At 66.0% G+C, this 21,361-nt stretch carries 19 protein-coding genes; 5 read left to right on the top strand and 14 right to left on the bottom strand.

Translation table 11 applies throughout. The features are described 5' to 3' along the window. Positions 1–89 precede the first annotated feature (89 nt). The gene (locus tag ACNJ7E_RS30400; RefSeq protein ID WP_280784291.1) at positions 90–1,103 is read left to right on the top strand and encodes an alcohol dehydrogenase catalytic domain-containing protein; all 1,014 of its coding nucleotides are present in this window, start codon (positions 90–92) and stop codon (positions 1,101–1,103) included. 30 nt (positions 1,104–1,133) lie between these two features. On the opposite strand, the gene ACNJ7E_RS30395 is transcribed toward ACNJ7E_RS30400, so the two are convergent. From ACNJ7E_RS30395 to ACNJ7E_RS30380, 4 genes are all read right to left on the bottom strand, one after another. Then, positions 1,134–1,565 carry a DUF5313 family protein gene (locus ACNJ7E_RS30395; protein WP_418341687.1) on the bottom strand — a complete coding sequence of 144 codons (432 nt, stop codon included), beginning with the start codon at positions 1,563–1,565 and terminating at the stop codon, positions 1,134–1,136. A 50-nt stretch (positions 1,566–1,615) separates the two neighbouring features. Beyond that, positions 1,616–2,092, bottom strand: coding sequence for a MarR family winged helix-turn-helix transcriptional regulator (locus ACNJ7E_RS30390; RefSeq protein ID WP_009472891.1), 477 nt, complete (start codon positions 2,090–2,092; stop codon positions 1,616–1,618). Positions 2,093–2,165: 73 nt separating this feature from the next. Then, positions 2,166–2,858, bottom strand: coding sequence for a hydrogen peroxide-dependent heme synthase (hemQ, locus tag ACNJ7E_RS30385; protein ID WP_418341686.1), 693 nt, complete (start codon positions 2,856–2,858; stop codon positions 2,166–2,168). An 8-nt stretch (positions 2,859–2,866) separates the two neighbouring features. After that, positions 2,867–3,694 (bottom strand): sulfurtransferase, encoded by an 828-nt coding sequence (locus tag ACNJ7E_RS30380; protein WP_280784293.1) that lies wholly within the window; start codon positions 3,692–3,694, stop codon positions 2,867–2,869. Positions 3,695–3,800: 106 nt separating this feature from the next. Here ACNJ7E_RS30380 and ACNJ7E_RS30375 point away from each other — a divergent pair, with 106 nt between their 5' ends. Next, positions 3,801–5,483: a nitrite/sulfite reductase gene (locus ACNJ7E_RS30375; protein ID WP_280784294.1), complete on the top strand. Its 1,683-nt coding sequence runs from the start codon at positions 3,801–3,803 to the stop codon at positions 5,481–5,483. 75 nt (positions 5,484–5,558) lie between these two features. Here the strand turns inward: ACNJ7E_RS30375 and ACNJ7E_RS30370 are convergent, their stop codons facing one another. The 3 genes from ACNJ7E_RS30370 to ACNJ7E_RS30360 all read right to left on the bottom strand — a co-directional run bounded on the left by ACNJ7E_RS30370 (position 5,559) and on the right by ACNJ7E_RS30360 (position 6,342). Then, on the bottom strand, positions 5,559–5,723 hold the full coding sequence (locus ACNJ7E_RS30370) for a hypothetical protein (RefSeq protein WP_167344056.1): 165 nt from the start codon (positions 5,721–5,723) through the stop codon (positions 5,559–5,561). Then, the gene (locus ACNJ7E_RS30365; protein ID WP_005253133.1) at positions 5,723–6,049 is read right to left on the bottom strand and encodes an ANTAR domain-containing protein; all 327 of its coding nucleotides are present in this window, start codon (positions 6,047–6,049) and stop codon (positions 5,723–5,725) included. Before ACNJ7E_RS30365 ends, ACNJ7E_RS30370 begins: the two co-directional genes overlap by 1 nt. A gap of 170 nt (positions 6,050–6,219) precedes the next feature. Continuing rightward, complete coding sequence (locus ACNJ7E_RS30360; RefSeq protein WP_280784295.1) at positions 6,220–6,342, bottom strand: hypothetical protein; 123 nt, start codon at positions 6,340–6,342, stop codon at positions 6,220–6,222. Positions 6,343–6,421: 79 nt separating this feature from the next. Here ACNJ7E_RS30360 and ACNJ7E_RS30355 point away from each other — a divergent pair, with 79 nt between their 5' ends. Next, positions 6,422–6,880, top strand: a complete 459-nt coding sequence (locus tag ACNJ7E_RS30355) for a hypothetical protein (RefSeq protein ID WP_418341685.1) — start codon at positions 6,422–6,424, stop codon at positions 6,878–6,880. A gap of 21 nt (positions 6,881–6,901) precedes the next feature. Here ACNJ7E_RS30355 and uvrA read toward each other — a convergent pair whose 3' ends face one another. From uvrA to hglS, 6 genes are all read right to left on the bottom strand, one after another. Next, positions 6,902–9,439, bottom strand: a complete 2,538-nt coding sequence (gene uvrA / locus ACNJ7E_RS30350) for an excinuclease ABC subunit UvrA (protein ID WP_418341684.1) — start codon at positions 9,437–9,439, stop codon at positions 6,902–6,904. Between the two features lie 129 nt (positions 9,440–9,568). Next, a complete protein-coding gene (locus ACNJ7E_RS30345) occupies positions 9,569–11,749 on the bottom strand; it encodes a thiamine pyrophosphate-dependent enzyme (protein WP_418341703.1) in 2,181 nt (726 codons plus the stop codon). Between the two features lie 103 nt (positions 11,750–11,852). After that, entirely contained in the window at positions 11,853–13,019 is a 1,167-nt protein-coding gene (locus tag ACNJ7E_RS30340; protein WP_418341683.1) for an NAD(P)/FAD-dependent oxidoreductase, read from the bottom strand. 164 nt (positions 13,020–13,183) lie between these two features. Then, entirely contained in the window at positions 13,184–14,332 is a 1,149-nt protein-coding gene (locus ACNJ7E_RS30335) for a Glu/Leu/Phe/Val family dehydrogenase (protein WP_418341682.1), read from the bottom strand. A gap of 36 nt (positions 14,333–14,368) precedes the next feature. Then, positions 14,369–15,925: an L-piperidine-6-carboxylate dehydrogenase gene (gene amaB, locus ACNJ7E_RS30330; RefSeq protein WP_011593615.1), complete on the bottom strand. Its 1,557-nt coding sequence runs from the start codon at positions 15,923–15,925 to the stop codon at positions 14,369–14,371. Next, positions 15,926–17,374 (bottom strand): 2-oxoadipate dioxygenase/decarboxylase, encoded by a 1,449-nt coding sequence (gene hglS, locus ACNJ7E_RS30325; protein WP_418341681.1) that lies wholly within the window; start codon positions 17,372–17,374, stop codon positions 15,926–15,928. It abuts the gene before it with no gap. A 170-nt stretch (positions 17,375–17,544) separates the two neighbouring features. Between hglS and ACNJ7E_RS30320 the strand changes: the two genes are divergently transcribed. Next, the gene (locus ACNJ7E_RS30320; protein WP_280784302.1) at positions 17,545–18,474 is read left to right on the top strand and encodes a LysR family transcriptional regulator; all 930 of its coding nucleotides are present in this window, start codon (positions 17,545–17,547) and stop codon (positions 18,472–18,474) included. 21 nt (positions 18,475–18,495) lie between these two features. Here ACNJ7E_RS30320 and ACNJ7E_RS30315 read toward each other — a convergent pair whose 3' ends face one another. Continuing rightward, positions 18,496–19,626 (bottom strand): PucR family transcriptional regulator, encoded by a 1,131-nt coding sequence (locus ACNJ7E_RS30315; protein WP_418341680.1) that lies wholly within the window; start codon positions 19,624–19,626, stop codon positions 18,496–18,498. 295 nt (positions 19,627–19,921) lie between these two features. Between ACNJ7E_RS30315 and ACNJ7E_RS30310 the strand changes: the two genes are divergently transcribed. Next, positions 19,922–21,346, top strand: coding sequence for an amino acid permease (locus ACNJ7E_RS30310; RefSeq protein ID WP_280784304.1), 1,425 nt, complete (start codon positions 19,922–19,924; stop codon positions 21,344–21,346). The last annotated feature ends 15 nt before the right edge of the window (positions 21,347–21,361 follow it).

Below are 21,361 nucleotides of genomic sequence, written 5' to 3'. Positions count from 1 at the left end.
CCCCGTCAACCCTTGTCAGGAGCTCCGCCGAGGGGCTTCACTGAAACCTGGTTCTCGATCGCCCAGGACGACAGACAGGGAGAATACAGATGCCCACCCATCAGGCAGTTCACGTCCAGGCCCCCGGCGAACCGCTGACACTCGTCGACGTCGAAACAGGGTCGCCCCCGCGCGACCACGTACGCATCGCGGTGTCGGCGTGCGGAGTGTGCGGCACCGACCACGCCTTCGTCAACGGCGCGTTCCCGGACATGTCTTGGCCCCTGACACCTGGACACGAGATTGCCGGAACCATCGCCGAACTCGGCGACGGCGTCGACCACTACGCCGTCGGCGACCGCGTCGCTGTGGGTTGGTTCGGTGGGCACTGCAACCGGTGCATCCCCTGTCGTCAGGGCTCCTTCATTCATTGCGAGAAGTTGCAGGTGCCGAGCTGGCAGTACCCCGGCGGATACGCCGAGTCGGTGATCGTTCCAGCAAACGCACTGGCCCGGATTCCGAACGAATTGTCCTTCGCCGAAGCAGCACCTATGAGTTGCGCCGGAGTCACCACGTACGACGCGCTGCGCAAAACCAGGGCCGTCCCGGGCGACCGCGTCGCCATCCTCGGCATCGGCGGACTCGGCCACCTCGGTGTGCAGTTCGCCCGGGCGATGGGTTTCGAGACGGTCGCCATCGCCCGCGGCGCAGACAAAGGCGACGACGCCCGTCAGCTCGGCGCCCACCACTACATCGATTCCACCGCCGGTGACGTCAGCGAAGCGTTGCAGGCTCTCGGTGGCGTATCCGTGGTTCTGGGGACCGCGGCGAATTCGAAAGCGATGGGTGATGTGGTCGGTGGGCTGCTTCCGTTCGGTGAACTCACGGTCGTCGGTGTCACGCCCGACCCACTGCCGATCAGCCCCCTACAGCTGATCACTCCCGGCGTCGATGTCACCGGCCACCCGTCCGGCACCGCCCGCGACGTCGAAGAGACGATGCACTTCGCGGTCCTGTCAGGCGTGCGCGCCCGAATCGAGGAACGGCCCCTGGCCCAAGCGGCGGAGGCCTACGCCGCGATGGAGGAAGGACGCGCACGCTATCGGATGGTCCTCACGATGTGACCGTTCTCGGCAACGGTTGATCGACTGTCTTCAGCGGAGTTCGTTGCCGCTGCGCCGTTCGATGCCCCAGGTGCCGGGAGGTCCGTGGAGCTTCTCGTACGCGGCCTTTTCGGCGTCGTGACGGGACGCCTTCCTCGGGTTCTCCAGGTCGGGCGGCAGTCCGTGCCTCTCCAGGCGTCGAGATCGGTTCTGTGCCATGTACGACACCGCATAGAACACGGCGAGCAGCATTCCGAGCAAGACCATGGAGGCTCGCAGTCCGAGCGGCCCCGGGAACAGGAAGAACGCGGCGAAGACCGGAACGAACGGGACCATGCTGCGAACGAGGTGCCGGGGAACCGCCCAGTCACCGACCAGGTCGTTGCGGACCCAGTCCTGCATGGAGTCGGGTAGTTTACGGCCTACCGCGTAGCCCAGCCACTGTAGGGGGCCGGGCCGGGTTCGTTGCGTGTTTCGGGACATGACTATTACCTGTTCATGTTGTGCTGAAGTCGAATTCGACATGATTGTCCTCAGTGATCGAGCGCGCCCGCTCTGAGCGCAGCCTGATTGACGCGGGTGAGAACGTCGTGAAGTTCTTCGAGTTCGGCCAGGCTGACACCGAGCTTTTCGATAACGGCGGGCGGAATTTTCTCGGCCTCCGCACGTAGCGCAGCACCGGCTTCGGTCAGTTCGACATCCAGTTGCCTCTCGTCGGCCCGGCTGCGGGTGCGCGTGATCAGTCCGGACGCTTCGAGACGCTTGAGGAGCGGCGAGAGGGTGGGTGAATCGAGTTGCAGTGCGGTCCCGATCTCCTTGACCGCCATCGGGGCCTTTCCCCAGAGGGCGAGCATGACCAGGTACTGCGGATGCGTCAGCCCCATCGGTTCGAGCAAGGGGCGGTAGACGGCGAGTACCGCCCGGTTCGCGATCGCGAGCGCGAAACACACCTGCCGGTCGAGAGCGAGTAGATCGTCGCCGGCCTTCCCCTGCTGGATGTCTGCGGTCATGCCACCAGGCTACCAGAATGATTCGTGCAATAACTAATATTGCACGAATCATTCTGGAGGTTGCCGGCGATCGTCACGGGAATCGCGCAACGAGGGCATCGAGGCCGGTTCGCGGGCCGGAGAAGAACGGCGTCTCCAGCCGAACGTGCCTGCGCGCGTCAGTAGCGCGAAGGTTTCGCATCATGTCAACTATCCGGCTCGGGTCCGGAGCCTCGAAGGCGAGGATCCACTCGTAGTCGCTCAACCCGAAGGAACTCACGGTGTTGGCCCGCACGTCCGGGTAGGCGCGAGCCGCTCGGCCGTGTTCGGCGAGCTGCCGTCGCCGTTCGGCGTCCGGCAGCAGATACCACTCGAGCGATCGGTTGAACGGGTACACGCACACGAACTGTCCCGGCTTCTCGTCGGCCACATATGCCGCGATGTGGCTGCGGTTGAATTCGGCCGGCCGGTGGAGTGCGACCGCACTCCACACCGTCGTGCACGCTCGACCGAGTCTGCAGCGCCGGAAACCGGAGTAGGCGGCCTGCAATTCCTCGACGGTGTCGGCATGCGTCCACATCATGAAGTCGGCGTCTCCACGTAGTCCTGCGACGTCGTACATTCCGCGGATCGCGACACCGGACTCGGCGACTCGCTCGAGGTAGGTGCGCGCATCGTCCACGACCTCGTCGCGGACATCCGGCAGCGCGCCGGGGACCACCTGGAACACGGTGAACATCATGAACCGCACGCGCTGATTGAGTTCGGTGAAGCGAGACCTGGTCAAGGCGCGGGCTACCTCTCGACCGGGACGCCGACCAACGAGCCGTACTCCACCCAGGAGCCGTCGTAGTTCCGGACGTCGGGGTAGCCGAGCAATTCGTGGAGAACGAACCAACTGTGCGCCGATCTTTCGCCGATCCGGCAATAGACGATGATGTCCTTCGTCTCGTCGAGGCCGGCGTCGCCGTACAGGGCGCGGAGCGCGTCCTCACCGAGGAAGGTGCCGTCGTCAGCGGCAGCCTTGGACCACGGCACGTTGACAGCAGTCGGGACGTGCCCCGGAACCTGGGGTTGTTCCTGCGGGAAGTGCGCCGGGGCGAGGATCCTCCCGGAGAATTCGTCGGGAGACCGGACGTCGACAATGTTCTTTCTCCCGATCTGCTCGATCACCTCGTCGCGGTGCGCGCGGATTCCCGACACGGGCTCGGACGCCACGTAGTCGGTGGCCGGCCGGGTGACCGTCTCGCTCGACAAGGGCCGGCCGTCGAGCTCCCACTTCTTGCGTCCGCCGTCGAGCAGCCGGACGTCGCGGTGGCCATAGAGCTTGAAGTACCAGTACGCGTAGGCGGCGAACCAGTTGTTGTTCCCGCCGTACAGGATCACCGTGTCGCCGTTGGCGATTCCTCGCTCGGACAGGAGTTTCTCGAACGATCGCCGGTCGATGACGTCGCGGCGCACCGGATCTTGAAGATCGCGCTTCCAGTCGATGCGGACGGCACCGTCGATGTGGTTCGTCTCGTACTGCGTGGTGTCCTCGTCCACCTCGACGAGGACGACGTCGGGGTCGCGTCCGTGTTCGGCGACCCATTCGGCGTCGACCAGAAAATTGCTTCTACTCATGGTTCATCCTTCACTTCGTCGGCAACCGGGGTGTGCACATATAATTAATGCACGATCTATTCGTCTACGCTACAGTTTTGCGCACGCAGTTTCGACAGGAGCACCGATGACAACACCGAAGACCCGCCCTGCGCAGGCAAAGGCCCCGCGCACGGAGGGGCAATGGGCTCAGGGAGACCGTGAGCCACTCAACGTGAACGAGCAGGTCAAACAGGATGACGACGGCCTCAACGTGCGCAAGAGAATCGAGGAGGTGTACTGCCGTACCGGTGTCGCCGGCATCGACCCGACCGATCGGCGAAGCCGCTTCCGCTGGTGGGGGCTCTACACCCAGCGCGCACCCGGCATCGAGGGCGGCCGAACCGCCACGTTGCCGCCGGAAGAGCTCGAGGACGAGCACTTCATGCTGCGCATCCGCATCGACGGAGGGGCACTGACCACCGAACAGCTGCGCGTCGTCGGTGAAGTCTCCCAACTGTTCGCCCGCGACACCGCGGATCTCACCGACCGCCAGAACATTCAGCTGCACTGGATCAGGGTCGAGGACCTACCCGAAATCTGGCGGAGGCTCGAGGGGGTAGGCCTCACGACCGCCGAATCCGCAGGCGACACCCCGCGCGTGGTCCTCGGCTCACCGATGGCCGGCATCGCCGTCGACGAGGTTCTCGACGCCACACCCGCTCTGCACGAGATCACCCGCCGATTGATCGCAAACCCCGACTACTCCAACCTGCCGCGCAAATTCAAAACCGCCATCTCCGGTCTCCAAGACGTGGTCCACGAGATCAACGATGTGGCGTTCATCGGTGTCGACCACCCGGACCATGGCCCGGGACTCGATGTCTGGGTCGGCGGCGGCCTGTCGACGAATCCGCGGATCGGCGAGCGCCTCGGAGCGTGGGTACCACTGGAAGACGTGCCCGACGTGTGGATCGGAATCGTCTCCCTCTTCCGCGACTACGGGTATCGGCGACTGCGGGCGAAGGCACGCCTGAAGTTCCTCGTCTCGGACTGGGGTGTCGAAAAGTTCCGCGACGTGCTCGAAACGGAATACCTCGGACGCGCGATGCTCGATGGACCAGCACCCGAACCGCTCGACGAACCACGCGATCACGTCGGCATCCAGCGCCAGAAGAACGGGCTCAACGCCCTCGGGATCGCACCCGTCGTCGGCAGGGTCGGCGGCACCGTGCTGACCGACTTGGCACGAGCAGCGGAAGCATCCGGATCCCGACGAGTACGCATCACCCCGATGCAGAAACTGGTGATCCTCGACGTCGAGGACGACAGTATCGACTCCCTCCAAGCCGATCTCGAAAAACTGGGTTTCCCCGCTCGTCCGTCGCCCTGGCGACGGAGCACCATGGCCTGCACCGGCATCGAATTCTGCAAGTTCGGGATCGTCGAGACCAAGGCGCGAGCCGCCGCACTCATCACAGACGTCGAGAAGCGACTTGCCGACGTCCAGGATCAGCTCGAGCACCCGATCACAGTTCACCTCAATGGGTGCCCCAACTCGTGCGCCCGCATTCAGGTCGCCGACATCGGCCTCAAGGGCATGATCGTGACCGATGCCGATTCCAACCAGGTCGAGGGCTTCCAGGTCCATCTCGGCGGCAGCCTCGGGCTGGACACGAGCTTCGGGCGCAAATTGCGCGGCCACAAGCTCCCCGCCACCGAGGTGCCCGACTACGTCGAGCGGATCGTCCGCCGGTACGTGGCCGGCCGCGAAGGCTCCGAGAAGTTCGCGACCTGGGTCCAACGCGCCACCGAAGCCGATCTCGCATGATCGGCTCGCACTGCCGGGCACCGCGCAGTCTAGGCTGAAGCGAGACTTCCTGGAGAACCCGCCTGTCGTGGTCTGCTACTTGCCGGCGTCGGTGACGGGCTCGCGCTCGGGAACTGCGGCCGCATGGTCGTTGACCACGTGCTTCCACCACGAATCGAGCGGGCTCGGTTCCGGCCACACGATCGCGTCGGCCGGGAGCGGCCCTGTACTTTCACGCGGGTGGCTCGACTCCTGTCGCATCAGCTCGCCTGTGCGTGTCGGCGGGGCGGAAGCTGATTGACCAGCTGCTCCCACTCTTCGAATCGGGCGGCTTCGGGCGAGCGCCGTCGGGGCGAGGGGCCGGCAGCGAGGTCGACCAGGCTCCGGGCAGCGCCGAGGACGGTCAGATGATGACGCCGGGCAACGTCGAGGAGTTCGTCGAACGCCTGGGCGTCACTGCAGCCGCGACCGGCGATCAGGATTCCCTTCGCCGTGCCGAGCAGTTCACGTCCGTCGGGACGCCTACGAGGGATCAGGCGTGTCGGGCCGGGAGTCGGAGTCAGTAGTTCGGTGCTGTCCTCGATCATTCCGCGATGCTCCTTCGCTCTCGTGCATCGGCTGCCGACCCGCCGGTGTGCCGACGATCCCGTCCGGACGCAAAATGTGAGTCACGTCACTGTCGATGCCTCACCAGTTCTAGCCGACGGCGCCGCGCCTGTCATCTAGACAAATGTCCAGCGACCGAAGCCCAGCTCGATCAGCCGGTTCCGCTTCCAGGCTTCGCGGCCGGTTGGCCGTTCTCGTCGACGAGAACGTGCGGTGCAGCGTCGACCTGTACGTGCATCGCCCGCCACAGGGCAACTCGCACGGCAGTGCTCACGGTCAGCTCTTCGCCCGCCGATGCCACATCCAGCTAACGCCCGCCGCTCCCAGCCTATATACCTCGTATGAAACCTTCAGTGACGCGAGCCATCGGCCTGTTCACGGCCACAGCAGCCGCGTTCCTCGCGTTCGCCACACCCGCGGAGGCGGACTCCCCCACCCCCGTCTACTTCCGGGTGGGGAACTTCAACTGCTCGATCGCACCCGACGACACGGTGGGATGCGATCTGCCGCAACCATTGCCGATGGACTTCCCGATCCTCGGCGAGTTCGGACTGCCGTGGCTGGGACCCGTCCAGCACGTCGTCATCGACCTTCCCTGGCTTCCGGCGCACCCCACTTACCCTCCCGGCACCCCGTTCACCCTGCCCGGCGGCAACCCCGACATCTCCGAGGTCGCCACCAGCCAGAGCATGTATCTGAAGACGATCACCCACGGGGGAACCACCTGTCTCGCAGGGTTCATGGGCGACGTCACCTGCACCGCCAAGGGCCACAGCTTCGTCGTCACCGTCTACGGAATTCACGCGCACTGAACCGGTACCGCACACGCAACGTCACACGGCGAGGTGCCGGGAGAGGTAGGCGGCGGTGGCGGAGTCGGCCGTCTCGGCAACGACCGTCGGTGGCCCCGAGGCGATGATCCGGCCGCCGTTGTCTCCGCCGCCGGGCCCGAGGTCGATCATCCAGTCCGCCGAGGCAATGACCGGCATGTCGTGTTCGACGAGTACGACGGTGTTTCCCGCCGCGACGAGACGTCGCAACACCGTCATGAGGCGGTCGACGTCGGCGGGGTGCAATCCGGTGGTCGGTTCGTCCAGTACGTAGAGCGTGTGCCCGGATCGGATGCGTTGCAGTTCGCTGGCGAGCTTGACCCGTTGCGCCTCCCCACCGGACAGGGTGGTGGCCGATTGGCCGAGTCGCAGGTATCCGAGACCGACTTCGACCAGCATGTCAAGGCTTTTCGCTGCTGCCGGAACGTGACTCAGGAACGCGCGCGCGTCGTCGACCGTCATCGCGAGAACGTCGGCGATCGTCCGGCCGTCGACGAGGACCTCGAGGGTCTCCGCGTTGTACCGTGCGCCCGCGCACGCCGGGCACGGCGCGGAGGCCTCGGGTAGAAACAGCATGCCGATGGTGATCGAACCGGCGCCCTCGCATTCCTCGCAACGGCCGCCGCCGACATTGAATGAGAATCGGCCCGGGCTGTATCCGCGTTCACGGGCAACGGGATGTGCGGCGAAGAGTTTCCGGATCACATCGAAGAGACCGGTGTAGGTGGCAAGATTCGAACGTGGAGTCCGCCCGATGGGGGTCTGGTCCACGCGCACCAGCCGGTTGATGTGTCCCAGCCCGTGGGCGGCCACGACCGTCGGCTCGGTGTCGTTCTCGCGCTCTTCGGCCAGTACGACTGTGGAGTCGTCGGCGTCGTCTCCCCCGGTGTCGGTGACGGGTTCGCTGTCGACGCCGAGGTGTTGGGCGACGACGTCGGTGAGAACCCGGCTCACGAGTGTGGATTTGCCCGATCCGGACACGCCTGTGACCGCGGTGAGCACCCCGAGCGGGATTCGCACCGTCAGATCCCGCAGGTTGTGCATCGTGATGCCGGCGAGTTCGATCCACCTGCTCGGCAGACCGGGCTCGGGGTAACTCTCAGGTGTTCCGAAAAGGTATCGGCGAGTTATGGATTCGGGAACGTGAGCGAGACCGTCCACCTTACCGCTGTACAGCACCCGCCCGCCGTGCTCCCCGGCTCCGGGACCGACGTCGACGATCCAATCCGCCGCGCGGACGACGTCGAGGTTGTGTTCGATGACGAAGACGGAGTTACCTGCCGCGCGTAGCCGGCGCACGGCGGTGACCAGCGCCTCGGTGTCGGCGGGATGCAGGCCAGCGGACGGTTCGTCGAGGACGTACAGCACTCCGAACAGGCCCGATTGCAGCTGGGTGGCCAGCCGCAGGCGCTGAAGTTCTCCCGGCGAGAGCGTGGTGGTCGAACGGGCAAGGCTCAGGTAGCCCAGCCCGAGTTCGGTCAGACCCGCGAGGCGTCCGCGAAGGTTGTCTACCAGCGCCGCGGATGCGCGTTCGGTTGCGTCGCTTGCGTCGGAACCGCGGGATGCGACGACGGCGTCGAGGACCGAGGCCAGATCGGCCAGTGACAGTTCCGTGGCGTCGGCGATGTCGAGCCCGGCGAACCGTACGGCCAGCGCCTCGGGGCGCAGCCGTTTGCCCTTGCACGCACTGCAGGGCCGGGACACCAGATATCGGGCAACCTTCGCCCGCTGGGTTGCGCTCTTCGTCGTCGCGTAGGTGTGCAGAACGTAGGTGCGGGCGCTCGAGAATGTTCCCTGGTAGTCGCGCACCATCTTGCCCGGGTCGCGCACGGGTGACACCGTGACCGTGGGTTGTTCCTCGGTGGTGAGGATCCACTCGCGCTCGTCTTCCGGAAGCTCGGACCAGGGGCGGTCCACGTCGATACCGAGTGTGTCGAGGATGTCGCGGTAGTTCTTGCCCAGCCAGGCGCCGGGCCAGGCGGCGACGGCGCCGCCGCGGATACTGCGGCTCGGGTCCGGCACCAGGGCATCGATATCGACGTCGTGGGTACGGCCGAGGCCGTGGCAGGCTGGGCATCCGCCTTCGGGTGTGTTGGGCGAGAACGCGTTCGAGTCGAGAACGGGGGCGTCCGGCGGGTAGGTGCCGACTCGGGAGAACAGCATCCGCAGCACGTTCGAGATGTGGGTGAGGGTGCCGACCGACGATCGGGCAGAGGTGTGACCGCGGGCCTGCTGCAAGGCGACCGCCGGTGGAAGCCCGGTGATGTCCCCAACCCTGGGCGCTCCGATCTGATCCATCAGCCGGCGTGCGTACGGGGTGACGGACTCGAGGAACCGCCTTTGTGCTTCAGCGTAAACGGTGCCGAAGGCCAACGACGACTTCCCCGATCCCGAGACCCCGGTGAACGCGACGATGCAGTCCCGGGGAATGAACACATCGACGTGGGCGAGGTTGTGTTCGCTGGCGTCGAACACTGCGATTCCGTTGAATTCCTGGGCACGTAACGGTTCAGCGTGCGGTTCGGGATCGAAGGTGGGCACAACTGCTCCAGGTGTCGGTTCGTGCTCGGACAGGTTACGTCCCAGTCTTACTCGAGGGGTGGAACCATGTGTACTGGCGACGCTCTTTCGGGGAGAGTCCGCCCCAGTATTCCGGCCCGACCAATGCCATCAGCTCACCTGTACCAACTTGATCGCCGCGGCCTCGATGGTGTCTTCGGAGAGCAGGACCTCGAGGGCGGCATCGCCGAGCGGGATGAAACTGTCCTCACTGGCTACCCGCGCGAGACGGCCGGTGAAACCTTCGTCGATCAGGGCGGTGACGACGCCCTCCGCGACGCCCCCGGAGGATCGGGTTTCGTCGACGACGAGCACCCGTCCGGTGGCGTTCGCCTCCCGGAGAATGTCCGAGACAGGCAGCGGTGCGAGCCACCGCATGTCCACCACACGCGCGGCGATGTTCGCCCGTTCGAGACGGCGCGCGACCCGCAGACTCATGTACACACCGTTGCCGAACGTGACGATCGTCAGGTCGGTGCCGTCACCGTACGTGCGGGCGGAGCCGATCGGCACATGGTTCTCGGTCCGCTTTGCCGGATCCGGATACGCGGCCAGCCACCGCTCGTCACCGTCCTCGTACAGATCCCGGGTGTGATACAGCGCAATGGGTTCCAGATACACACACAGCGCCCCCGCGGTCCGCGCGGCCGCCGCGCACGTGTGCATCATGGCCGCGGCGTCGTCGGGGCGCGCCGGCGACGCCACGACGATACCGGGGATGTCGCGCAGCGCGGCGACGGCGTTGTCGTTGTGGAAATGCCCACCGAACCCCTTCTGATACCCGTAGCCTGCGACCCGCACCACCATCGGATTGCGGTACTGACGGTCGGAGAAGAACTGCAACGTCGCACCCTCCCCCCGGATCTGATCGGCCGCATTGTGCAGATACGCCAGGTACTGGATCTCCGGGAACGGCAGTAGTCCGGACACCCCCGCGCCCAGCGCGAGACCCAGGATCGCCTGCTCGTCGAGGAGCGTGTCGAACACCCGCGCCGACCCCGCCTTCTTCATCAGACCCCGGGTCACCCCGTACACCCCGCCCTTGCGGGCGACGTCCTCACCGAACACCAGCGCCTCGGGATACTCGATGAGCACATCGAGCAGGGCACGGTTGATCGCGAGAGCGACGGTGAGCGGACCTTCCTCCTCGGGAAGCGGGGATCCGACGATCTGGGCTCGGCGGGCCGGGTAGGTCCGTCGCGGTTCGGCGTCGATCGCCTCGTCGAGGCCCTCGGTCAGTGGCCGCATCACTGCGGCGGGACTGTCGAGTTGCGGCAGCTCGCCGACTTCCTGTGCGAGCGCGTCGACTTCGGCGCGCTTGTTCTCGTAGAGGTCGAGGATGTCGGTGGGGCTCAGGTGTCCACGCTCGATGAGGAGTTTCGCCGTGCACAGCACCGGATCCCGGTCGAAGTCGGCGGTGATCTCGCTGGTGGTGCGATAGGCGGCTTCGAAGTCGGAGCCGGCGTGACCCATCAACCGGACGGTGCGCAGGTGCAGGAACGCCGGCTTGCGGTGCCTGCGAACCCAGTCGGCGGCATGCTTCGCGGTGGCGTAGGCCATCGGGAGGTCGGATCCGTCGACCGTGAAGTACTCGAGACCTTCGCGGTTGCCGAAGTTCGCGGCGATCCACCCCTTCGGCGTCTTGGTGCTGATGCCGATGCCGTTGTCTTCGCAGACGACCAACAGCGGAAGCGGAAGGCCCTGGAAGGCCGAGTGGATGGCGGTGTTGATCGCGCCCACCGCGGTCGAGTGATTCGCCGAGGCGTCGCCGAAACTGCAGACCGCGACCGCGTCCTCGGGCCACGCGGAGAGCACGTTCAGTTTGGTGGCGCGGGCGATGGAGAAGGCGACGCCGACCGCCCGGGGCAGGTGAGAGGCGATCGTCGAGGTCTGGGGAATGATATTGAGGTCGTGGCGGCCGAACACCTTGTGCCGGCCGCCGGACATCGGTTCCTCGGTGGCTGCGACGACGCCGAGAAGAACATCGCGCAGCGGGTTGCTGCCCCGGACCTGCCGGGCACGTTCGAGGAAGAAGGCTCCGGAACGGTAGTGCAGCAGCGCCGGATCGGTCGGCCGGAGGGCTCCCGCGACGACGGCGTTCCCTTCGTGCCCGGACGATCCGATCGTGTAGAAGCCCTTGCCCTTCGCGCGAAGCCGTCGGGCAACCAGATCCAGGTGCCGACTGCCTAATTGAGAATCGAACAGGTCCAGGGTTTGCTGCACGGACAGGCTCGACGCTGTCTCGACGGGCCGGTCGTGATCTCTCGCTCCCGGACGTGTCGTATCGGCCATCGCGGCGACGGTGGTGGTGAAGTGATCATCGATCTGTTCGGCCATGAATCCGGCTCCTGAGGGGCAGGTGATCGTCTTCTGCTGGGCGGTGCAACGGGTGGGGTCAGACGATGTTTGTTTCGCCTGCGCCGATACCGGCCTGCGCGAAGCGGTCCAGGGCGAAGGAGCTGATGTCGTATCCGGGCTCTTTGCCGTGGTAGAGGTCTCGCACGATCTCGCCGGTCGCCGGTCCCATCAGGAAGCCGTGGCCGGAGTAGCCGGTGGCGATGAGCAGGCCCTCGACCTCGGTGGAGCGGTCGATGATCTGGTTGCGGTCGGGGGTGACCTCGTAGAGACCGGCCCACCCGGTGCTGATGCCGTAGTCCAGTACAGCCGGCACCCGGGTCTCGGCGATGGCGCCCAGTCCCATCAGCCAGTCCTCGAGTTCGAACTTGAGGTTGAATCCCTCGCGCTCGTTCGGGTCGGACCAGCCGAGAAGCAGGCCTTTGCCTTCCGGGTGGAAGTAGAAGTTCGACGGGAAGTCGATGGTCAGCGACGGCGAGGATTCGGGCAACTCCGAGAGCGGCTCGGTGAAGGCGATCTGTCGGCGAACGGGAACGACGGGGATGTTCACCCCGAGCATGTTGCCGATGCCGGCCGACCAGGCTCCGGCAGCGCAGACCACCGTGTCGGTCTTGATGCGTCCGTGTTCGGTCACGACTGCGGTAATGGTGCCGCCTGTGCTCTCGATGTCGGTGACCGCGCAGTGACGGATGATGCGGGCACCGTGTCGACGGGCAGCGGCGGCGTATCCCATCACGACCGATTCGGGGGTGGCCTTGCCGTCCTGGGGCGACCACGAGGCGGCGAGGAGTCCGTCCGTGCTGATGAGCGGCGAGATCTTCTGCGCTTCTTCGGGGGTGACCATGCGGCTCGGAACGCCGTGGCGGTTCTGCAGTGCGACGCTTTCGGTGAAGATGTCGACGTTGGCCTGGTCCGAGAGGAGATAGAGGTAGCCGTCGCGGCTGAAGTCGATCTCCTGGTGGTACTCCTGCGCGAACCGCGAATACACGTCGAGGCCGCGCAAACCGATCGCGATGTTGGCCTCGTTGCTGAAGGAGGCGCGAACACCGCCGGCGGCCTTGCAGGTCGAGCCGCAGGCCAACTCGTCCTTTTCCAGGAGGACGACATCGGAGACCCCGGATTCGGCGAGGTGGAACGCAATGCTGGCGCCGATGACGCCGCCGCCGATCACGACGACGGATGCCTGTTCGGGAAGTTCCTTGCTCATGTCGTCCTCTTCTTTCCTTCGAGAGTAGTGATGTGATGCCCGACCGGTTTCCGGGACACCTGACGAACGACCGGGTCGATGACTATGCCTGGAAGAATGGCGCGCGCCCGCTGACCGGAGTGGGGTCGCACAGTTGCGCGTGGGGGTATTTGGTGCCGAACCTTTTAGAACGCGGCGTTCTGCGGGGAACGCCCGCGGAGCACCATGGCTTCGCGCACGCGCTCCTGGGCGGTGGTGCGGGCCACCTCGTGGGTGGTTCGACCCTGAGCCTTCGACGCATCGAGGGTGTCGATGGTGCTGGCGCGCAGCTTGTTCGAGATGTTGTCGAACACGGCTGCCGGTTCGGGGCGGATTCCGGAGTAGCGGGCATCCATCGCCACGGCTGCGGCGACCACACCGCCGGCGTTGGCGATGAAATCCGGAACCACGGTCACGCCGCGGTCGAACAGCACCGACTGTGCTTCGGGGCTGCTCGGCAGGTTCGCGCCTTCGACGACGATCTTGGCCGGCAACGTGCGGGCGAGGTCGGCGTCGACGACGTCCTGCAACGCTGCCGGGATCAGGATGTCCGCGGTCACCGAGAGTTCTTCCCCGGCAGCGAGAGGTTTGGCGTCGGAGTACTGGTCGACGAGTCCGTCACCGTACTGATCGCGCAGATCGAGCAAGGTGGCGACGTCGAGCCCGTCCGGGTTGTGGATGCCGCCCTGCGAGGTGGACACAGCGACGATGGTGGCCCCGAGTTCCGCGAGGCGCTTCGCGCTCGCGGCTCCGACCGCTCCGAAGCCCTGGATGGACACGCTCAGCGAACCGGTGGACAGGCCGAGGGCCTGCGCGGCGGCGTCGGCCGACTCCGCGACACCGTGGCCGGTGACCCCGAGCTGGTCGTACGGGAGCCCGCCGAGCGCGTGGGGGGTGCCCACCGCGCCACCGCGTCCGCCGACCTCGTCGAGCATGATCGCGGCGTCCTTCTCGGTCAATCCCACGTCGAGCCCGAAGACGTACTCCTCGGGGACCTCGTTGCGGAGTGCCCGGACGAAGGCACGCAGGACCGCCTCCTTGGAGGAGGCAGTCGGGTCGGCCCAGATGCCGGCCTTGGCCCCGCCGTAGAACAGGTCGACCCCCGCCCACTTCCAGGTCATGTTGCGGGCCAGCCTGGCGACCTCGCCGACACTGACCGTGGTGGACATGCGGGTGCCGCCCTTGCCCATTCCGCGGGCGGTGTTGTCGATGACCAGAACGCCGCGCATGCCGGTGCGTGCATCGGAGACACACACGACCTTCTCCGGGCCCCATTCGTCGATCAATTCGAACATCGTCGTTGCTCCTCGTGCGATTCGATAGGGGGAATGTCAGCCGAAGTTGACGCCCTGAGCCAGGGGCAGCTCGCGGGAGTAGTTGATGGTGTTGGTCGCGCGGCGCATGTAGGCGCGCCAGGCGTCCGAGCCGGATTCGCGGCCGCCGCCGGTGGTCTTCTCGCCGCCGAACGCGCCGCCGATCTCGGCGCCGGACGTGCCGATGTTGACGTTGACGATGCCGCAGTCCGAACCGTCGGCGGCGATGAACCGCTCCGCCTCACGCTGGTCGGTGGTGAAGATCGACGACGACAGACCCTGCGGGACGTCGTTGTGCAGGGCGATCGCTTCCTCGAACGTGTCGTAGGTCAGCACGTAGAGGATCGGGGCGAAGGTTTCGTCCTTGACGATCTCGCTCTGGGCCGGCATCCGCACGATCGCCGGCTCGACGTAGTACGAGCTTTCGCTGCTCGGGCGGCGCTTGCCGCCGACGAGGATCTCGCCGCCCTGCGCGACAGCCTTGTCGAGGGCTGCGGTCATGTTGGCGTGGGACTTGCCGTCGATCAGCGGGCCCACGAGGGTGCCGTCGGCGAACGGGTCGCCGATCGGGAGGCGGCCGTAGACCTGGGAGATCCGGTCGATCAGCTCGTCGGCGATGTCCTGGTGGACGATGATGCGGCGCATCGAGGTGCAGCGCTGGCCGGCGGTGCCGGCGGCGGCGAAGACGATTCCGCGGGTGGCGATGTCGAGGTCCGCCGACGGGGTGACGATTGCAGCATTGTTTCCGCCGAGCTCGAGGATGGCGCGGCCGAACCGGGCGGCGACGCGGGGAGCGATCTGCTCGCCCATCCGCTCGGAACCGGTCGCGCTGATCAACGGCACCTTCGGGCTGTCGATCAGGGCCTGGGTGTCGGCGGCACTCGCCGAGACGAGGACATTCAGGTTGGCCGGGGCGCCGGATTCTTTTGCGGCACGGTCGAACAGCGCCGAGCAGGCGGCGGCGGTGAGGGTGGTCAGCTGCGCGGGCTTCCAGATCACCGAGTCACCGCAGACGATGGCAAGAGCCAGGTTCCAGGACCACACCGCGGCCGGGAAGTTGAACGCCGAGACGACACCGACGACACCGAGCGGGTGCCAGGTCTCCATCAGTCGGTGTCCGGGACGCTCCGAGGGCATGGTGCGGCCGTCGAGCTGCCGGGACAGACCGACCGCGAAGTCGCAGATGTCGATCATTTCCTGGACCTCGCCGAGGGCCTCCGAGCGGATCTTGCCGACCTCGATGCTGATCAGGTTGGCGACGTCTTCCTTGTGCTCGGTGAGCAGTTCGCCGAGGCGTTTGATCAGGAATCCGCGGACCGGGCCGGGAACGGTGCGCCACTGCAGGAAGGCCTCGTGGGCGGCATCGATCGCGGCCTCGACGTCGGTGGCGTCGGCGGCGGGATAGTCGAAGAGGCTCTCCCCCGTGACGGGGGAGCGGGTGGTGATGGTGTTCTCGACCCCTGCGGTATCGAGTACGGCCGGGTCGACCCCACACCGCTGCAGGCTGGTGCGTGCGAGAGTGCGCAGTTCGTCGGTGGTGGGAAGGGCGATGGTCTCGGCTACAGCGGTGCTCATTTACTTGACTCCTTGGGTAGCGATGGGTGCCGGTTCTTCGATGGGTCCGCGGATTCCCAATTGGCTGGCAACGTGATCGAGGGAAGCGCGGCGGATCCCGTCGTAGAGCGTGTACGGGTTGTGCAGTGTGCGTCCCAGAACTCCTTCCATCCAGGCGGCGTCGATATCGGTCGTCGACTGTGTGGTGTCCTTGTGTCCGTCCGAGGTCAGATTGGACTGGAAGATCCCGGCCGCGGATTTCGGCAGGAAGTCCTCGTAGACGATCGGCTCCGGGCGGACCCAGCCCTGATCGATCAGATCCTGTAGCGATCGTCCGGGCATCGTGCCGTTGCGTTGCTTGTCGTTGTCGACCCGGTAGGTGAAGTACGCCAGATCGTGGAGCGCGAGCCCCTGTTCGGTGGCGGGCACCTGCTGGTTCCACAGCTCCGCAGCGATCTCGTTGCGTACGTCGGCCGACACCGGCGCGGTCGCGGCCGCCTCCCTGACCGCCTGCTCGATCTCGACGGTCAACCGATCGTAGACCTCGCGGCCGCGGACCGTGGCTGCGATACCGCGGGCCTCGACCTCACCGAAACGCACTCGCAGTGAACCCTTCTCGACGGCGCCGTCGGCCTCTCGGAACACCCGCGGTTCGGCGAGAGCCCGGAACGAGGTCTGCCGCAGCAGCAGATCCGGACCGGCCCACCGCGGCGGACCCTGGATCGTGTCGATCATGTCGATCCGGCGACGCTCCATGCGGGCGTAGAGATCGTCGATGTCGAGCACGCGAGGGGTCAGGTGGTTGATGTGTGTGCTGGTGACGCCACCGATATCGGCGGCCACCGAGGAGACCTCCTCGAGTTCGCGGTACCAGGCGCGGTCGACGGCCTCGGTGGACAGCTTGAATGCCGCTGTGGCCAACGTCAGGAACATCTCCGCGTCACCGGAATTCAGCCCCTGGTACTCGGTCGCCCGGTCGGCGAGGACCAGCAGTTCGGTGGTGAACAGCTTGCGCTTGGCGAGGAAACTTTCCAGGCGTTGCTGCAGATCGGCGCTGAAGAAGCGGCGATCCGAGGGCACCAGCATGGAGGTGAACACCCGGAAGGGGTTGCGCGCCAGTTCGTCCGGGTCCGTCGGACGGAAAGCCGTCGAGACGACCGGGACGGAACTGGCAGCGGCCTCGCGCAGGTCGTAGAACCCGACCGGGTACATGCCCATGGCCGCGAACACGCGGGCGACCTGGGCCATCTCCTGCGGGGTGCCCACTCGGATGGCTCCGTGACGTTCGGCGGTGACCCGGGCAATGGAACCCAGACGTTCTGCGCCCGCACCGAGATTCGACAGCACGGTGTCGTTGACGGCCTGCGATACCTCGAGCAACGTGGTGTATGCGGGAACTTCCTTCCCGTACATGTGCGAGAGACGGCGAGCGAACTCGGCGCGCAGTTCCCACTGCTGGGTGATCGGCATGGCGTGCAACTCCAGGGTCGATGAGGATCGGGTGAGATCGAGATCGTGGTCGCCGGCCGGCTCAGAAGAGCTCCGACGTGTCCGACGTCTCGTTCCGCACGTTCATCGTGGTCCGCGGAAATGAATAGCACCAGCGAAGAAAGTTAGCCACTACCGTTTAGAATCTCTATATGAATATGAGCTTGGCGCACCTCGTCGCACTCCGAGAGCTGGCCCGGCGTGGAACGATGGTCGCGGTCGCCGAGGAACTCGGGTACACCGCTGGCGCAGTATCGCAGCAGATCGCAGCCTTGGAGAAAGCCGTCGGCTCCCGGCTCGTCACCAAGGTGGGTCGCAATGTCGTGCTCACCGATTCCGGCACCGTTCTGGCCGAGCATGCGGTGAAAATCTTGAGCGCGGAACAGAGGGCCCTCGACGCGCTGCGCGCGGTGCACGACGACGTCGCTGCGCCTCTTCTTCTCGGCACCTTCGGTAGTACCGCTGCAGCGTTGTTGCCACCGGTGGTGGCCGCAGCGCAGCGCAAGTACCCGCATCTCGCCCTGAGCAGCCGCGAACTCGACGTCGACGACGCCGCCACCGCCGTCCAACGCGGTCAGGTCGACGTCGCATTCGGGCTGGACTACCCCAATTCACCGATGCCCCGCACACCGGATATCGAGATGATCACCCTGCGCAGCGAGCGATTCGGGCTCGCCGTCTCCTCCGGCGCCTACGGCATCCGCACCGAGGGGACCATCGATCTGCGCGAGGCCGCGGAGTGGAACTGGATTCTGCCTCCCGCGGAGACCCAGTTCGGTCGCGCTGTCCGCATCGCCTGCCGTCAGGAGGGTTTCGAGCCGATCGTGCGGCACGAAATCGTCGATACCGCGGTGTCTCTGGCGCTGGCCGGAAAGGGGCTGGGGGCAGCGCCGGTCACCGACATGATGATCAGGCTCAACAGTTCGGTGCCGATCATCCGCGTCGACCTCGAGCAGGAGATCGGTCGGCGAATCGTCCTCATACGCCTCGCCGGCTCGGAGACCAGGCCTACGGTGCGGGCCATCACCGACATCGTTCGCGCCGCGGTCGACCCGGCGTCGACGGCTGCCGAGAAGATCTGATCGCCCGATCGGACGCAGCGGTCAGGTCTGCTCGCCGTTGCGGCCCTCTTCGGTTCCGAGGTGCTCGAAGATGAAGCGCCCGAGGGTGAGGCCGACATGCAACTCGAGGCGCTGCGCACCCACCGAGAGATCGAGGCCGGTGATTTCCTCGATCTTCGCGAGGCGGTAGTACAGCGTCTGACGGTGAATGCCGAGGACACCGGCCGTTGCGCCGGTGTCACCGGCCTGGTCCAGGTAAGTCTGTGCGGTGACGAGCAGGTCGACGTTGCGGTGGTCGAGCAGGGCCCGGACGGACGGGGTGAGGACTGCATCGGCGACGACGCTGGTGGGCCCGCACGAGGACAGCCGGTAGATGCCGAGTTCTTCCCAGTACGCGATCGGTCCCATCGATTCGTCGTGCCGGGCGACCCGGACACCGAGTTTGGCTTGCTGCCAGCTTCGGCGGGCAGACCGCAACCCCTGGTACGAACCCCCCACCCCGACCAGAGCTCCGGCACCCGCACCGCTTTCGGCAACGGACCGAACGGGGTCGACGGCGCCGTCGCCGGCAGGGATCATCACCGCGGTCAACGATCCGATCGGTGCCAGCAGAGCGCGTGCGCCAGGGGCGGGCAGGAGACCGTCGACGGCCAGCACGGTCAACGCGCCGCCGTCCGGGAAGAGCCCCGAGTCTTCGATGCGAGTAATCGCACGGGCGAACGCCTTTCGGTCGCCTTCGAGGAGGTCTGCGACGGCGACCGCCATATCGTCACGACCCCGGGCGGTGTGTGCGAGTTGCGCGCCGGCCTGGCCGGCCAGGGACATTGCGGCGGTGAGATCGCTTTCGGACACGGCGCTGTTCTCATCCGCCAGGACGAACAGATATCCGTATGCCGCGCCTGCGTAGCGAGCCGGAAGACAGATCCGCGACGACGCTTCGATATCCGGATTGTCCGGCGTGATCACCGGGCGCGTGGTATCGGCAATTCCGAAGCTTTCGTACCATGCGCGCGCCTCCGGCGGGCAACTGCGGGTAAGGATCGACTGCACCCGATCTTTGTCGACGCCAGGCAACTGGGTGCTGTAAGCGATCAGCGAAAAGGCCCGGTCGACCAGGACGACTGATGCCGACAGACGTTCGGCCACCTCGGTGACCACTTCATCGAGATTCACTTCACCATCTCCGTGAACAGCGTATTTCGTGAGCGATAACTATGGCGATCATTCGGAGTCGGCCATACATGTGTCTGACTGACGGGGCGGAAAGTTCTGGCACATGTCCCTAGCATGCTACGTGGTGGGCCGTTAGGTTGATCACACACGAACGGAAGTTCGCCATCTCGCCGGGCCCAGGACGGCATTTCCGTCCCGACCCGTCACGGTATCGCGGCGTCCGATCACGCCTGCGACCACCGGGGCACAGCTCGCGCTTTCGATCTCGTGTCCGACTCGACCTTTGGAGCGTTTGATGTCCACTCTCGAACAACCGCCCGAGACGTTGCAGAAGTCTCTGAAACAACGACACCTCACCATGATCGCGATCGGAGGTGTCATCGGCGCCGGGCTCTTCGTAGGTTCGAGCGCCCTGCTGCACACCTCCGGCCCCGCAGCATTCGTGTCCTACGCCATCACCGGTGTCGTCATCGTCCTCGTGATGCGCATGCTCGGCGAAATGGCCACCACCAACCCGTCGACCGGATCGTTCGCCGGCTATGCCCGCAAGGCCTTCGGGGGGTGGGCCGGCTTCACCACCGGCTGGCTGTACTGGTTCTTCTGGGTCGTCGCGGTCGGCGCCGAAGCCGTCATCGGCGGCAAACTGCTGCAACGCTGGATCGACCTGCCCTCCTGGGTGATGGCGGTCGTCCTGCTGTTGGCCATGGTCGCCACGAACCTCCGCTCGGTCCGCAACTTCGGCGAGTTCGAATACTGGTTCGCAGGCATCAAGGTCGCCGCGATCCTGCTGTTCCTCGCCCTCGGCGCCGCCTACGTCTTCGGGCTGTGGCCCAGCCATTCCGCCGATTTCTCCAACCTCACCGATCACGGCGGCTTCACCCCCAACGGCTGGGCCGTCATCCTCTCCGGCGTCGTCGTCGCCGTCTTCTCCATGGTCGGCCCCGAAATCGCCACCATCGCCGCCGCCGAATCCGCCGAACCGGAGAAGGCCGTCGCCAAGGCCACCAATTCCGTGATCGCCCGCATCGGGTTCTTCTACATCGGCTCCGTGCTGCTGCTCGCCATCATCGTGCCCTGGACCGACGTCAAGGTCGGCCAGTCGCCGTTCGTCGACGCCCTCACCCACATGGGCATCCCCGGCGGACCTGACATCATGAACGCTGTGGTGCTCGTCGCCGTACTCTCCTGCCTGAACTCCGGCCTCTACACCTCCTCGCGGATGCTCTTCACCCTCGCGCACAAAGGCGATGCGCCACAGAGCATCGCAAAGCTGGACAAGCACGGCGTCCCCCGCAACTCGCTGCTCCTTGCAACCCTCGTCGGCTTCGCCTGCATCGGCCTCGACTACCTCTCCCCCGACACCGTCTTCGCCTTCCTGCTCAACGCCTCCGGCGCGACCATCCTGATGGTCTACCTCATGATCGCGATGTCGCAGATCAAACTGCGCGGCCTGATGACCCGCGAAGAGGTCGCCCAACTCCGCCTGAAGATGTGGCTGTTCCCCTACCTGTCGATCCTCGCTGCCGGCGGCATCCTCGCCGTGCTGGTGTCGATGTTCTACGTCGAATCGTCCCGCTCGCAGATCTCCCTGAGCGTCGGAGCCCTCATCGCGACGTTGATCGCCTACCGGCTTCGCCGGCGCATCAACCCGCAGAGCCCGCTCGCGAACAACATTTCCGCTCCCGCTCCCGGGCCGGTCACCAGGCCCGCCTCGAAGTAACACCCCGGGTGGCGG

The organism is Rhodococcus mengyinensis, assembly GCF_048381435.1.
Classification (GTDB): Bacteria; Actinomycetota; Actinomycetes; order Mycobacteriales; family Mycobacteriaceae; genus Rhodococcus_F; species Rhodococcus_F opacus_D.
The sequence above is the reverse complement of the archived record's forward strand: the minus strand, read 5'-3'. Positions and strand labels throughout refer to the sequence as shown.

What these genes read in the sequence shown, in the direction of transcription:
- ACNJ7E_RS30400 (WP_280784291.1), top strand. Translation starts at nt 90, where the DNA reads ATGCCCACCCATCAGGCAGTTCACGTCCAGGCCCCCGGCGAACCGCTG.
- ACNJ7E_RS30395 (WP_418341687.1), bottom strand. Translation starts at nt 1,565, where the DNA reads ATGTCCCGAAACACGCAACGAACCCGGCCCGGCCCCCTACAGTGGCTG.
- ACNJ7E_RS30390 (WP_009472891.1), bottom strand. Translation starts at nt 2,092, where the DNA reads ATGACCGCAGACATCCAGCAGGGGAAGGCCGGCGACGATCTACTCGCT.
- ACNJ7E_RS30380 (WP_280784293.1), bottom strand. Translation starts at nt 3,694, where the DNA reads ATGAGTAGAAGCAATTTTCTGGTCGACGCCGAATGGGTCGCCGAACAC.
- ACNJ7E_RS30375 (WP_280784294.1), top strand. Translation starts at nt 3,801, where the DNA reads ATGACAACACCGAAGACCCGCCCTGCGCAGGCAAAGGCCCCGCGCACG.
- ACNJ7E_RS30370 (WP_167344056.1), bottom strand. Translation starts at nt 5,723, where the DNA reads ATGCGACAGGAGTCGAGCCACCCGCGTGAAAGTACAGGGCCGCTCCCG.
- ACNJ7E_RS30365 (WP_005253133.1), bottom strand. Translation starts at nt 6,049, where the DNA reads ATGATCGAGGACAGCACCGAACTACTGACTCCGACTCCCGGCCCGACA.
- ACNJ7E_RS30345 (WP_418341703.1), bottom strand. Translation starts at nt 11,749, where the DNA reads ATGGCCGATACGACACGTCCGGGAGCGAGAGATCACGACCGGCCCGTC.
- ACNJ7E_RS30340 (WP_418341683.1), bottom strand. Translation starts at nt 13,019, where the DNA reads ATGAGCAAGGAACTTCCCGAACAGGCATCCGTCGTCGTGATCGGCGGC.
- ACNJ7E_RS30335 (WP_418341682.1), bottom strand. Translation starts at nt 14,332, where the DNA reads ATGTTCGAATTGATCGACGAATGGGGCCCGGAGAAGGTCGTGTGTGTC.
- amaB (WP_011593615.1), bottom strand. Translation starts at nt 15,925, where the DNA reads ATGAGCACCGCTGTAGCCGAGACCATCGCCCTTCCCACCACCGACGAA.
- hglS (WP_418341681.1), bottom strand. Translation starts at nt 17,374, where the DNA reads ATGCCGATCACCCAGCAGTGGGAACTGCGCGCCGAGTTCGCTCGCCGT.
- ACNJ7E_RS30320 (WP_280784302.1), top strand. Translation starts at nt 17,545, where the DNA reads ATGAATATGAGCTTGGCGCACCTCGTCGCACTCCGAGAGCTGGCCCGG.
- ACNJ7E_RS30310 (WP_280784304.1), top strand. Translation starts at nt 19,922, where the DNA reads ATGTCCACTCTCGAACAACCGCCCGAGACGTTGCAGAAGTCTCTGAAA.